14 protein-coding genes are annotated in these 12,468 nt (G+C 71.6%); 7 read left to right on the plus strand and 7 right to left on the minus strand.

The features are described 5' to 3' along the window. Positions 1 to 11 precede the first annotated feature (11 nt). The 3 genes from C2L58_RS08185 to C2L58_RS08195 are packed head-to-tail and all read left to right on the plus strand — an operon-like array spanning position 12 to position 2,721. Positions 12 to 815 carry an ABC transporter ATP-binding protein gene (locus C2L58_RS08185; protein WP_103336918.1) on the plus strand — a complete coding sequence of 268 codons (804 nt, stop codon included), beginning with the start codon at positions 12 to 14 and terminating at the stop codon, positions 813 to 815. After that, positions 812 to 2,161, plus strand: coding sequence for a hypothetical protein (locus C2L58_RS08190; protein ID WP_233225614.1), 1,350 nt, complete (start codon positions 812 to 814; stop codon positions 2,159 to 2,161). Before C2L58_RS08185 ends, C2L58_RS08190 begins: the two co-directional genes overlap by 4 nt. Further along, positions 2,158 to 2,721 (plus strand): hypothetical protein, encoded by a 564-nt coding sequence (locus C2L58_RS08195; RefSeq protein ID WP_103336920.1) that lies wholly within the window; start codon positions 2,158 to 2,160, stop codon positions 2,719 to 2,721. The genes C2L58_RS08190 and C2L58_RS08195 overlap by 4 nt, the downstream gene beginning before the upstream one ends. A 45-nt stretch (positions 2,722 to 2,766) precedes the next feature. Here C2L58_RS08195 and C2L58_RS08200 read toward each other — a convergent pair whose 3' ends face one another. The 6 genes from C2L58_RS08200 to efeU all read right to left on the minus strand — a co-directional run bounded on the left by C2L58_RS08200 (position 2,767) and on the right by efeU (position 8,171). Continuing rightward, entirely contained in the window at positions 2,767 to 3,177 is a 411-nt protein-coding gene (locus C2L58_RS08200; protein ID WP_103336921.1) for a PPOX class F420-dependent oxidoreductase, read from the minus strand. A gap of 33 nt (positions 3,178 to 3,210) precedes the next feature. Further along, complete coding sequence (locus C2L58_RS08205; RefSeq protein WP_103337117.1) at positions 3,211 to 4,284, minus strand: GDSL-type esterase/lipase family protein; 1,074 nt, start codon at positions 4,282 to 4,284, stop codon at positions 3,211 to 3,213. After that, positions 4,281 to 4,850 carry a TetR/AcrR family transcriptional regulator gene (locus C2L58_RS08210; protein ID WP_199191158.1) on the minus strand — a complete coding sequence of 190 codons (570 nt, stop codon included), beginning with the start codon at positions 4,848 to 4,850 and terminating at the stop codon, positions 4,281 to 4,283. The genes C2L58_RS08205 and C2L58_RS08210 overlap by 4 nt, the downstream gene beginning before the upstream one ends. A 62-nt stretch (positions 4,851 to 4,912) precedes the next feature. Then, positions 4,913 to 6,187 (minus strand): iron uptake transporter deferrochelatase/peroxidase subunit, encoded by a 1,275-nt coding sequence (gene efeB / locus C2L58_RS08215; protein WP_103336923.1) that lies wholly within the window; start codon positions 6,185 to 6,187, stop codon positions 4,913 to 4,915. After that, positions 6,184 to 7,329: an iron uptake system protein EfeO gene (gene efeO / locus C2L58_RS08220; protein ID WP_103336924.1), complete on the minus strand. Its 1,146-nt coding sequence runs from the start codon at positions 7,327 to 7,329 to the stop codon at positions 6,184 to 6,186. The genes efeB and efeO overlap by 4 nt, the downstream gene beginning before the upstream one ends. Beyond that, a complete protein-coding gene (efeU, locus tag C2L58_RS08225; protein ID WP_103336925.1) occupies positions 7,326 to 8,171 on the minus strand; it encodes an iron uptake transporter permease EfeU in 846 nt (281 codons plus the stop codon). The genes efeO and efeU overlap by 4 nt, the downstream gene beginning before the upstream one ends. Positions 8,172 to 8,605: 434 nt before the next feature. Between efeU and C2L58_RS08230 the strand changes: the two genes are divergently transcribed. Continuing rightward, positions 8,606 to 9,352: a murein transglycosylase gene (locus C2L58_RS08230; RefSeq protein ID WP_103337118.1), complete on the plus strand. Its 747-nt coding sequence runs from the start codon at positions 8,606 to 8,608 to the stop codon at positions 9,350 to 9,352. Positions 9,353 to 9,572: 220 nt separating this feature from the next. On the opposite strand, the gene C2L58_RS08235 is transcribed toward C2L58_RS08230, so the two are convergent. Continuing rightward, positions 9,573 to 9,977 carry a tetratricopeptide repeat protein gene (locus C2L58_RS08235; protein ID WP_103336926.1) on the minus strand — a complete coding sequence of 135 codons (405 nt, stop codon included), beginning with the start codon at positions 9,975 to 9,977 and terminating at the stop codon, positions 9,573 to 9,575. 72 nt (positions 9,978 to 10,049) lie between these two features. Between C2L58_RS08235 and C2L58_RS08240 the strand changes: the two genes are divergently transcribed. The 3 genes from C2L58_RS08240 (at position 10,050) to C2L58_RS08250 (ending at position 12,454) form a co-directional block, all read left to right on the plus strand. Beyond that, positions 10,050 to 10,511: a VOC family protein gene (locus tag C2L58_RS08240; protein ID WP_103337119.1), complete on the plus strand. Its 462-nt coding sequence runs from the start codon at positions 10,050 to 10,052 to the stop codon at positions 10,509 to 10,511. A gap of 99 nt (positions 10,512 to 10,610) precedes the next feature. Beyond that, positions 10,611 to 11,897 (plus strand): phosphopyruvate hydratase, encoded by a 1,287-nt coding sequence (gene eno, locus C2L58_RS08245; protein ID WP_103336927.1) that lies wholly within the window; start codon positions 10,611 to 10,613, stop codon positions 11,895 to 11,897. 194 nt (positions 11,898 to 12,091) lie between these two features. Beyond that, on the plus strand, positions 12,092 to 12,454 hold the full coding sequence (locus tag C2L58_RS08250) for an FtsB family cell division protein (RefSeq protein WP_086845214.1): 363 nt from the start codon (positions 12,092 to 12,094) through the stop codon (positions 12,452 to 12,454). Positions 12,455 to 12,468: the final 14 nt, after the last annotated feature.

Genomic DNA, 12,468 nt, shown 5'->3' on the forward strand with positions numbered 1-12,468 from the left:
GGAGGAAGAGCATGCGGGCAGTAGGGGCCGCCGAGGTCGCACCGGCGACGTACGCCTGGGAAATCCAGGCGCAGGGGCTGCGGGTGCGGGTGGGGCGGCGGACGATGGCGGTGGACGGCCTGGACCTGTCCCTCGGCAAGGGGGTGCACGGGCTGCTCGGCCCGAACGGCGCCGGCAAGACGACGCTGATCCGGGCCTTGGCGACGGTGCTCCGGCCGGCGTCGGGCAGCTTGTCGCTGCTCGGCACCCCGGCCGGCGGGAACTCCGGCCAGCGGGAGCTGCGCCGCCGGATCGGCTACCTGCCGCAGAACTTCGGCTACTACAAGCGGTTCACGGTCCGCGAGTTCGTCGAATACCTGGCGTGGCTGAAGGAGATGTCCAAAGAGGACATCCCGGGGGCCGTCCAGCGGGCGGTGGAGCGCGTCGGCCTGGCCGACCGCGCGGACGACCGCATGAAGACGCTCTCGGGCGGCATGGTGCGCCGGGTCGGCATCGCCCAGGCGATCGTCAACGACCCGGAGATCCTGCTCCTCGACGAGCCGACGGCCGGCCTCGACCCGGCGCAGCGGGTCCGGTTCCGCGAGCTGGTCCAGGAACTGGGCCGCGACTCGTGCGTGCTGATCTCGACGCACCTGGTGGAGGACGTGGCCACGGCGTGCACGGACGTGGTGCTGTTCGCCGCGGGAAAGCTGGTGTTCCAGGGAACGCCGGACGGGCTGGCCGCCGCGGGCACCCTCGAGCACGTCGGCGACAGCCCGATCGAACGCGGTTATTCGGCGCTGCTGAACCACGAGCCGGGCCGGGAGGCGTGGTGATCTTCCGCATCGAACTCCGGCGCTCGATCGCGCCCTGGGCCGGTCTTGCGCTCGTCGTCTTCGCGCTCGCGTTCCTCTTCCTGCTCTCGGGGCCGTGGTGGAAGACCCCCGCACCCTGGTCGGCGAACACGACCACGACCGCGATCTGGATCCGCTTCCTCCTGCAGTTCCTCTGGCCCGTCGTGGTCGGCGCCGGGGCCATCCAGGGCATGCGTGACAGCCGCTCCGGCATGACCGAGCTGCTGGCCACCACCCCGCGGCCCGGGTGGCACCGGGCGATCCGGCTCGCCGGCGCCGTCGGCGCGCTGTCCGCGCTGGCCTACCTGGTCGTGTTCGGCGTGGGCGTCGCCGAAGTCCTCGCCCACGACGGGTTCGTCTCGGCCGGCTTCCTCCCGGTGCTGGGCGTCGGGGTGCTCGCCGTGGTCGCCGGTGGCTGGCTGGGGCTGGCCGTCGGGCGGCTGCTGCCGCACCCGCTGACGGCCCCCGGGCTGGCCGTGCTCACCCTCGTCGGGACGGTCCTCTGCTGGATGTCGCTCGAACAGGGCCTGGACGCCGTCCTGCCACGCCGGGCCGGGCCGCTGGCGCCGGCGCTGGCCGAGCCGCGCGGGTCGATGGTGACGACCGCGGCGTCGCTCGACGCCGGGCAGGCGGTGTGGTTCCTCGGCCTCGCCGTCACCGGGTTCCTGCTGCTGTCGGTGCGGTCGGTGCGAGCGCGGCTGCTGAGCCTGCTGCCGCTCGTCGCCGGGGTCGCCATCGCGCTGCCGCTGTTCCCGGCGGACGCCCTCACCGCCGACGGCGCCGCCGCCCGGAAGGTCTGCGATGGCCCGGTCTGCGTGGCGGAACTGCACCGGGATCGCCTGGCCGCGCTGGCCGGCCCCGGGCGTGAAGCGCTCGCGATGCTGGCGAAGCTGCCCGGAGCGCCGACGCGGGTCGAGGAGCAGGTCGCGCCTGTCTCCCCGCTCGAACGCGCCCAGCGCGACCCCGGCGTCGTCCTGCTCGACTTCCAGCGCAACGACGCACTGCTGACGGCGGACGCGAGCGACCTGCGGGCGGCGGTGCTCTCCGGGGTGGGCGTGCCGTCCTGCGAGCGGCCGAGTTCACCCAGCCTGTCGGACACCGGCGCGCGGATGATCGCGGCGGCGTACTTCACCGGGGAGCTGAAGCCGCTGCCCGAGCTCTTCCGGAACTGGTTCAAGAGTCAGTCCGGCCCGATCGAGCAGGCCTGGCAGCAGTTCCGGGCGTTGCCCGCGGACGTCCGGTTCGCGCGGATCGTCGCGCTGCGCCAGGCGTTGCTGACGTGCCAGGGCGATCCGATGGACACGCTGGTGCCGGGAGCGCTCCGATGAGGTGGGCGACGCTGTACGCCCGCTCGCGGCAGCTGCCGGTGGCCTTCGCGGCCCTGCTGGTGGCGACCTCGGGGGTGTGGTTCCTGGGCCGGGACTCGTGGAACGCGGTCGTCGTCGCGCTGACGCTGACCACGGCGGTCGCGGTGGCGGCGATCGGGCTCAGCGGCCAGGACCCCGACCTCGACCGGACCGCGGCGCTGCCGTGGCCGATCCGGCGGTTCGCCCACCTGGCGCTGATCGCGATCGTGGCCGGGTCGGTGGTGCTGGCGGTGCAGGAGCTGGGCCCGTCGGCGGTCGCGGCGTCGATCATCGTCCGCGACGCGGCCGGGCTGGCGGGCTTGGCCGGCCTGGCGGCCACGATGGCGGGCGGCCAGTTCGGCTGGACGCTCCCGCTGGCCTGGTCCGCGGTCAGCCCGTTCGTCCCGCGGGACTCTTCGACGCTGAGCCGGGTCCTGACCTGGGCCCTGCAACCCGCGGAAACCCCGGTGGCCACCTGGACGGCGGTGCTCTTGGCGGCCACGGGAGCGGCGACGTACACCGTTTGGGGCGGCCGCCGGTAGCCGTGCCGGGGCCACGGAAGCGCTACCGGCGGCCGCGGAGAAAACTCAGACGTTGCGGATGTTCGTCTCCAGCTCCAGGGGCTCCCGGTCCCAGTCCTCCACGCCGAAGGCGAGGATGCGTTCCGGGTGGATCCGGATCACCGCGTCGTCGAAGTGGTTGTCCGGCAGATTCACGCCCACCAAGGCCTCCGCGCGGCCGCGGATCTCCAGGCACCGCACCCGCCACGGGTTCGTCGACGGGAGGTCGTCGACGACGAACGCCACGCGGTCGTGCGTCGCGATGTTGCGGAACTTCTTGCTGGTGCGCAGGTTGTGCCCGGTGACGTCGATGGTCTTCTCGTCCGGGTTGTAGCGGAAGCCGACCGGGTTGGCCTGGAGGGTTCCGTCGGGCCGCTGGGTCGCCAGCCGGCCCAGGGGCTGGGCGGCGAGGTAGGCGAGTTCTGCTTCGGTGAACATGCCCGAAGCTTCCAACTTCAAGCTCCCTTGAAGTCAAGCTCCGAGCACCAGCGAGGCGAACCGCGCGCCGATCCGGCGGTGGGCTGCCGGGGACGGGTGGAGGTCGTCCGGCAGCGGTAACTCCGCGAAGTCCTCCGGGCCGTACAGCGAGAGGCCGTCGAGGTAGGTCAAGTGCGGGTCCGACTCCTGCCGCTGCGCCACGATCCGGGCCAGCTCGTCGCGGATGACCTCCAGGGTCAGCTTGCCCGCCGCGCGCTCGGCCGGGTCGCCGGTCGCGCGGAACCGGACCTCGCCGCGGGCCAGTGCCTCGTGGTCGAAGTCGCCCGGCCCGGGTGTCTGCTCGTGGATCGGGCAGTACAGCGGCGAGACGACCACGAGCGGGGTGTCCGGGTGGCCGTCGCGGATCGTGTCGAGGAAGCCGTGCACCGCGGGCCCGAACGCGCGCAGGCGCATCAGGTCCGCGTTGACCACGTTGATCCCCAGCTTGACGCTGATCAGGCCGGCGGGCGTGTCGCGCAGCGCCCGCGCGGTGAACGGGTCGAGCAGCGCGCTGCCGCTGAAGCCGAGGTTGACCAGCTCGACGCCGGCCGCGGTGGCGGCGAGCGCGGGCCACGTCGTCGCGGGGCTCGCCGCGTTCGAGCCCTGGCTGATCGAACTGCCGTGGTGCAGCCACACCCGGTCCGCCCGGGGCACCGGCGAAACCGGCGCGTCGGTGCTTAAGGCGACCAACGTCGTCAGTTCGTTGTGCGGCAACCAGATCTCGACGTCCTTGTCGTGCCCGGGGAGGTCCGCGAACCGGACGCCGGCGGGTGCGGTCGCCTGGGCGGCCGGCTTGCCGTCGACCAGCAGGTCATAGACGCCGTCGGGCCGTGGCGGCGCGCCCGGGTACTCGACCTTCGTCGGCAGCGTGTCGAGTTCGACCACGCGAGCCCGGGTCCGGAACCGCAGCCGGACGCCCGCGGGCTGCGCTTCGACCATGGCGAGCCGCGGGTCGCTGTTCTGCGCCCGCGCGCGAGCCGGGAGCCGGTGCGGCACCAGGCCGCGCCCGGTGCGTTCGAGTTCGAGGGCACCGCGGAAGAGGTCCGCGGTCAGGGGGATGTCGATCACGACCGTGGCCAATCACGCAGGAGGGAATCGAGGACGGCGAGGATGCGGACCCAGCTTTCGGGCGCGGCGGGCGAGCTGTGGTCGAACCCGCCCTGGGTTTCGAGGCTGATGAACCCCTGGAAGACGCTGCCCAGCAGCCGCACGGCGTGGGTCTCGTCCGGCCCCGTCAGGGCGTAGCCGCGGAGGATCGCGCGCATCATTTCGGCGTGCCGGAAGCCGGCGCTCGCCGCGGCGGTCTCCGGATCGAGCCGCAGCTGTGCGGCGGCGTACCGGCCGGGGTGCTCGCGGGCGTAGTCGCGGTAGACGTCGGCGAAGGCGACGAGCGCGTCTCGCCCGGCCCGGCCCGCGAGGGCGGCCGCGGCCTGGTCGGCGAGCTCGTCCAGCGCCAGCAGCGCGACCTTCGTCCGCAGGTCGTGCGCGTTCTTGACGTGCGAATACAGGCTGGCGACCTGGACGCCGAGCCGCCGGGCCAGCTCCGACGGCGTCACCCGGTCGAAGCCCGCCTCATCGGCCAGCTCCGCGCCGGCGCGCACCACGCGTTCGGTGGTCAATCCTGCCCGAGCCATCAGCCTTCTCCCATTTGCCTAAAGCCAGAGTAGATCAACCTAAAGGCTTTAGGCAACCGGGGTCAGGAGAACAGTGCGTCCGCCCAGCTCGACTCGCGGGTCACGCCCGGCGGGACCGCGAAGTGCGCGGAGCCGGTGTGCTGGACGTACTCCATCATCGCGTCCTTCGACGACAGCGCCTGCTGCATCGGCACGTACTGCTTGCGGGTGTCGCGGTTGAACGCCAGGAAGAACAACCCCGCTTCGAGGTGCCCGACGCCGTCGGAGCCGTCGACGAAGTTGTAGCCGCGCCGCAGGATCCGGACGCCGTTCAGCGCCTGGTGGGAGGCCAGCCGGACGTGCGCGTCCGCCGGGATCAGCTTCTCGCCGCCGGCGCCGCCGACGTCGAGGTCCAGCTCGTCGAACTCCGCGGTCTGGCCCAGCGGGGCGCCGGTGCCCTTCGTGCGGCCGATGATCTTCTCCTGGCCGTCGAGGGTCTCGCGGTCCCACGTCTCGATGTGCATCCGGATCCGGCGCGCCACCAGGTACGAGCCGCCGGCCATCCAGGCCGGGCCGTCGGCCGCGGTGGCCCACACCTGGTCGCCCAGCACGTCGGGTTCCTCGGCCTTGATGTTGTTCGTGCCGTCCTTGAACCCGAACAGGTTCCGGGGCGTCTGCTGCTCCCGCGACGTCGACGAGCTGCGGCCGAAGCCGAGCTGCGACCAGCGGACCTCGGTGACGCCGAAGCCGAGCCGCACCAGGTTGCGGACCGCGTGCACCGCCACCTGGGGGTCGTCCGCGCAGGCCTGGATGCACAGGTCGCCGCCGCTGCGGGCCGGGTCGAGCTTGTCCTTCGGGAACAGCGGCAGGTCGATCAGCTGCGGCGGCCGCTTGCCCGCCAGGCCGAACCGGCCGTCGAACAGCGACGGCCCGAACCCGATGGTCAGCGTCAGGTTCGAGGGCGGCAGGTCGAGCGCCTCACCGGTGTCGCCGGGCGGGGCGTACGTGCCGTTGCCCACCGCGCCGTTCGCGACGACCTCCTGGCCCGCCGTCATCCGGCGGGCCGCGTCGGTCCACGTCTTGAGCAGCCGCCGCAGCTTTTCACGGTCGGTGGCTGTGACATCCAAAGCCGCGAAGTGCAGGTTGGCCTGCGCCGGCGTGACGATCCCGGCCTGGTGCTCGCCGTGGAAGTCGACGGTGTTCGTCGACGCCTCGGCGTGGCCGCTCGTCGCCTTGTCGATCCCGATGCCGGCGGCGGCCCCCGCCCCGGCGAGCGCGACACCCGCGCCCGCCAGGCCGAACAGCTTCCGCCGCGAGACGCGCGTGCCCTCCGCCCGGATGCCCTCTGCCGACGTCACTTGGAGACGACCTCCGCAACCTTGCTCAGCGGTTCGCTCAGCGCGTCGACGGCCGAGGCGAACTCCTTGACCTGGTCCTGGGACAGCTCGGTGTAGGACTTGAAACCGTCACCGGCCCGCTGCTTGTCGAGCAGGCCCTGGACGTTCGCGAACTCCTTGTCCAGAGTGGACACCAGCGCCGGGTCCTTGGCCTGCAGGACCGGCCGCAGCGCGGTGATCGCGCCCTTCGAACCGTCCAAGTTGGCCTGGAAGTCCCAGAGGTCGGTGTGCGAGAAGGCCTCTTCCTCGCCGGTGATCTTGCCGGTCGCGACCTCGTCGAGCAGGCCCTTCGCGCCGTTCGCGAGGTCCAAAGGGGACAGTTCGAGCGTCTTCGTCTTGGCGACCAGGTCCTTGACGTCGGTCACCAGCTTGTCGGCGATCTGGCCGCTGTCGGGCTGCAGGCCGGTCTGGAACAGGTCCTTCTCCAGCCGGTGGAAGCCGGTGAACTGCTGGTTCGGCTCGAGGTCGGCCTCGCGGACGTCGATGGCCGGGTCGAGGTCGCCGAACTTCTCGGCCACCGGCTCGATCCGCTCGTAGTAGACGCGGGTGCGCGCGTACGCGGCCTTCGCCTCGTCGACCTTGCCCGCCTTGACGAGGTCGGCGAACTTCCCCGTCTCGTCCTGCAGCGCGGAGGTGTTGTTCGCGATGTAGTCGGCGTAGCTCTTGGTGGCCTGGGCCTTCTGCGCGTTGCTGTCGTTCTGCTTCGCGACGCCGCCGGTGACGGTGAAGTCGCCGCGGATGCCGGTGCCGGACATGCCGGGCTTGCACGCGGTCTGGTACTTGCCGGCGTCGGCGACCTCGACGATCAGCCGCCGGTTGAGCCCAGGCGCGATGTTCTCGACCTCGCCCATGATCCGGTCGCCCTCGGCGTAGAGGTAGAACTCGGTGACCTTGGTGCCCTTGTTGGTGATCTCGAAGGTGAGGTTGCCCGCACCGGCCGTGGTGGCGGAGACCTCGCACGCGGCGTCGGACGCCGAGACCTTGATCGGGCCACCGCCGGCCGAGGCACCCGCGGGGTCGCTCTTGCTGTCGCACGCGGCCAGCGTCACCAGGACGGCGGCGCCGGCCAGTACGGCCAGCGAGGGGGTCTTGCGCACGGTCACTCCTTCGAGGCGGCCGCGACGGCGGGTGCCGGCGCGGTCTTCTTGCTGGGCTTGAGGAAGAGGGGCAGCACGACGGCGACGTAGGCCACCCAGGCGACGGCCTGCAGCACGGTCGTCTGCTGCGAGTAGTTGAAGATGCCCTTCAGCAGCGCGCCGTACCAGGACGTCTCGGGCAGCGTGGCCGAAGCGTCGAAGGCGAGGGTGTGGATGCCGGGCAGGAACGCGGCCTCCTGCAGGTCGTGCAGGCCGTAGCCGAGCACGCCCGCGGCGACGAACACCAGCAGCACGCCGGTGATCGTGAAGAACTTGGAGAGGTTGAACCGCACCGCGCCCTTGTAGAGCAGGTACGCGAGCACCACCGCGGCCGCGATGCCGATGGCGAAGCCGATCAGCGGCTGCACGGTCTCGTTCTGCGCGGCTTGGACGGTCGAGTAGAAGAACACCGCGGTCTCCAGCCCCTCGCGCCCGACCGCGAGGAACGACAGCAGCAGCACGGCCGCGGGGCCGACGTCCAGCGCGTCGTCCATCTTCCCGCGCAGCTCGGCGGCGATGCTCTTCGACGCCTTGCGCATCCAGAAGATCATCGCGGTGACGAACACGACGGCGACGATCGACAGGCTGCCGCCGAGCAGCTCCTGGTGCTCGAAGGTCAGCTGGGCGGTCGTGAAGGTGAGGACCGCGCCGACGGCGACCGACAGCAGCACCGCGGCGCCGACACCCGGCCACACCCAGCGCAGCGCGTGGCGCCGGTCCGTTTTGACCAGGAACGCCACCAGGATGCTGACGACCAGCGCCGCTTCCAGGCCTTCGCGCAGCCCGATCAGCGCGCTCGAGAACAACACCGGTCCGCCTCCCTGAGTTCTGCTTCCGTGATGTTTTTAGGTAAGGCTCACCTGTAAGTCCAGTGAGCGTACGCCCGCTCGACTCGGAGAAATCGGGCAAAAGGGACTCGATTTTGAAGTTAGGTTAGGGTAACCGCAGGTCAGGGGCCTGCGCGTCGACTCGGTAACAAAATTTGTGATGTCGCAGGCAGGGAGAGGGTTTTTACCTTCCGCTTGCCTGGTCAGGCTTCCGGGGGTCCGTCTTTCGGGGGTTCCGGGTGGCGGAGCCCCCGGCCCGGAGCGAAGCCCCGGAGCAACACAGTCCCTCTTGAGTGCGTCCGTAACCTGTTCGGGTGGCCGATACCGCTCAGCCGACCGTCACGCCTGCCGGACCCCCTCCATCGGGTGGTCCGCCGCGGCGGTATCTCGGCCGGGCGGCCCTCGCCGTGGGGCTCGTGCTCACCGGCGTCGTCCTGGTCGTCACCATCGGGGTCCGGAACCCGGATGCTCCGACAGCGCCGCCGCCGGTCCAGCCGGCGCTCGCCATCCCCGAACAGCGTCCGCAGCCCGGCGCCGAAGCGCCGCGGGCGGGGCTCGCCGCGCCGGTCGACCGGCCGCAGGTGTCCGACCGGGCCGAGCTGGACGCGTGGGCGACCCGCGTCGCGGACAAGACGCACATCCCGGTGCGCGCGCTGGCGGCGTACGGGCGGGCGGAGATGTGGATGCAGCGCCAGAAACCGACGTGCCACCTCTCGTGGGCGACCCTCGCGGGCATCGGCCGGGTCGAGAACGAGCGCGGGGAGTTCGACCTCGCGGCGATCGGCGCGGACGGCCGGGTGGCGAAGCCGGTGGTCGGCCCGCCGCTGGACGGTTCGCCGGGCATCCCGGCGGTGCACGACAGCGACGGCGGCAAGCTCGACGGCGACAAGTCGTGGGACCACGCGATCGGCCCGATGCAGTTCCTGCCGTCGACGTGGAAGAAGTACCAGGAGCGCGCGAACGGCGACGGCGGCACCCCGGACCCGCAGAACATCGACGACGCGGCCTTCACGGCGGCCCGCTTCCTGTGCTCGGGCGGCGACGACCTCGGCACCCCGGCCGGCTGGTGGCGGGCGATCCTGTTCTACAACCAGGCCCTGGCGTACGGCCAAGACGTCTTCAGCGCGGCCGACGCCTACGCGGAGGCGAGCGTCGCGCCCTGAGTCAGAGCTCGCGGTCGGCGACGAACGGCGTGACGGCCATCAGCACGAGCAGCAGCAGTCCGGCGTAAGCACCCAGCGTGGCGAAGATCGACATCGTGGTCCCTCCCTGTTCGGTCTGGAACCAGCTTCGCCGGACGAGGGCGTGCCGGACATCGGTCGAGGGGCCCGCCTTGGTCGGCCGAACGGCTGAGGTGACCCGGGCCGTTCGGCCCTGGTCGGCTCAGGGTTCGCGCAGCGCGATGCGGGCCTTGACCTCGCTGATCGCCTCGAGGTACTCCGGCACCGGGTGCATCGCCGAGGCGATCTTCATCTGCGCCAGCGCCTCGACGAGCCGGCCGAGGCGCTGCAGCGTGCGGCCCAGGATGAACCGCGCGTAGTGATCCGTCGGGTCCAGTTCGAGCACCCGGGTGAACGCCGCTTCCGCGCGCCGCAACTGAGCGGAGTGGAAGTACGCGCGCCCGGCCAGCAGGTGCACCGACGGTTTGTCCGTTTCGGATTCCAGCAGGGGCTGCAACGCCTTCAGCGCGTCGAGCGGACGACGGCGGCCGACGAGGTCTTCGGCCTGGCGGAAGGCATGAAACCGCGACTCCTCGGGAGGCTGCGAAGCAGCTGCGGCGTCCGTCATGGTCGCTCCCACGTTACCCGTGGAGAGGGGCTTGCACACGCCTCCGATCGGGACGTGATGGACTGTGCCGCCATGAGCAGCGGGTACCGGGGCCTGGCGCCCTACCTCTACTACGCCGACGCCACGGCGGCGCTCGCCTGGCTGACCAGGACCTTCGGCTTCACCGAGGAGGTCCGGTTCTGCGACGCGGCGGGCGAGGTCTTCCAGGCGACCCTGCGCGCGGGCGGAGCACCGATCCAGATCGCGGGCGTCGGCCCGGACTACTGGCAGGCCAAGGGCGTCGACGGCCCGGTCGGCCAGCTCAACATCGTCTACGTCGACGACGTCGACGAGCACTACGAGCGGATCTCCGCCGCGCTCGGGGACGAGTGCGAGCTCGATCCGCCGCAGGACCAGCCGTACGGCGCCCGGGTGTACACCGTCGCCGATCTCGGGGGCAACAGCTGGACCTTCTGGCAGCAGACGTCCGAGACCGTCGAGCTGCCGCCGGGCTGGCAGGCGATCCGCGCGGGCGGTGAGTCCTCCAACGGGTGAACTGCCGCGACGGCTAGGCTGGGCGCGAAACCACCGCCGACGTTCTCTTCTCCGCGGAGGCGGCATTCACCACAGGCACGACGCACCGAGGAGCATGGCGTGGCTCTCATCGAGCAGGTAGGCGCGCGCGAGATTCTGGACTCGCGCGGCAACCCGACGGTCGAGGTGGAGGTGGCTCTCGACGACGGCACCCTGGCGCGGGCCGCGGTCCCGTCGGGTGCGTCGACCGGTGAGCACGAAGCGGTCGAGCTGCGTGACGGCGACACCGGCCGCTACAACGGCAAGGGCGTCGAGCGCGCGGTCGCCGCGGTGCTCGACGAGATCGGCCCGGAGATGGTCGGCATCGAGGCTGTCGACCAGCGGATCGTCGACCAGAAGCTGGTCGACCTCGACGGCACCCCGGCGAAGTCCCGCCTCGGCGCGAACGCCATCCTCGGCGTCTCGCTGGCCGTCGCGAAGGCCGCCGCGGAGTCGGCCGAGCTGGAGCTGTTCCGCTACCTGGGCGGCCCGAACGCGCACGTGCTGCCGGTGCCGATGCTGAACATCCTCAACGGCGGTTCGCACGCGGACAGCAACGTCGACGTCCAGGAGTTCATGATCGCGCCGATCGGCGCGGAAACCTTCCGCGAGGCCCTGCGCTGGGGCGCCGAGGTCTACCACTCGCTGAAGTCGGTGCTGAAGGGCCGCGGCCTCTCGACCGGTCTCGGCGACGAAGGCGGCTTCGCGCCGAACCTGGCGAACAACCGCGAGGCGCTCGACCTGATCCTGCAGGCCATCGAGAAGGCCGGCTACACCCCGGGCCGCGACGTCGCGCTCGCGCTGGACGTCGCCGCGACGGAGTTCTTCGCCGACGGCGCGTACACCTTCGAGGGCGGCAAGAAGAGCGCCGAGCAGATGTCGGCGTACTACGCCGAGCTGATCCGCGACTACCCGATGGTCTCCATCGAGGACCCGCTGAGCGAGGACGACTGGGACGGCTGGGTCACCCTGACCGCCGAGATCGGCGAGAAGGTCCAGATCGTCGGCGACGACCTGTTCGTCACCAACCCGGACCGCCTCGAGGAGGGCATCACCCGCCGCGCCGCCAACGCGCTGCTGGTGAAGGTCAACCAGATCGGCACCCTGTCCGAGACGCTCGACGCGATCTCGCTGGCCACGTCGTTCGGCTACAAGTCGATGATGAGCCACCGCTCCGGCGAGACCGAGGACACGTTCATCGCGGACCTGGCGGTCGCCACCGGCGTCGGCCAGATCAAGACCGGTGCCCCGGCCCGCGGCGAGCGGATCGCCAAGTACAACCAGCTGCTGCGCATCGAGGAGACCCTCGGTGACGCCGCCCGGTACGCCGGCGAGCTGGCCTTCCCGCGGTTCAGCGCCGAGGCCTGACGCCGATGGCGGACCGGGGGAGGACACGCGGCCGCCGCGACGGTGGCGGCGGGGCTTCGCGGGGCAACCGGCCCGCACCGGCCCGCCGCCCCGAAGCGGCGCGCCGCCGCACCGCCGACGCGGAGACCACCAGGGCCCGGCTGCGCCGGGGCTTGGCGGCGAAGCGGGCGTCGGGTGCGGCGAAGGTGCTCGGCATGTCCACCACCCGCCGCGCGGCGGTGGTGGCGATCGTGGTGTGCGCGCTGGCGTTCACCATCGCCGTGCCCCTGCGCACGTACCTCTCCCAGCGGACCGAGGTCCGCGAACAGCAGGCCCAGCAGGCTCAGCTGCAGCAGGAGGTCGCTCAGCTCCAAGGTCGCAAGGCGGAGCTGAGCGACCCCGCGCAGATCGAGGCCGAAGCCCGCCGCCGGCTGCGGTACGTCAAGCCGGGCGAGACGCCGTACATCGTCCAGCTGCCGGAGGACAAGGCGCCCGACGCGGCCCCGCCGGCCGGACAGCAGCAGGTCGCGGGCAGCTCCTGGTACGAGAACCTCTGGAACCAGGTCTCGGGCGGCTGAGAGCCACGCTCTAA

The sequence above is a fragment of the Amycolatopsis sp. CA-126428 genome (genome assembly GCF_002904335.1).
Lineage (GTDB): Bacteria > Actinomycetota > Actinomycetes > Mycobacteriales > Pseudonocardiaceae > Amycolatopsis.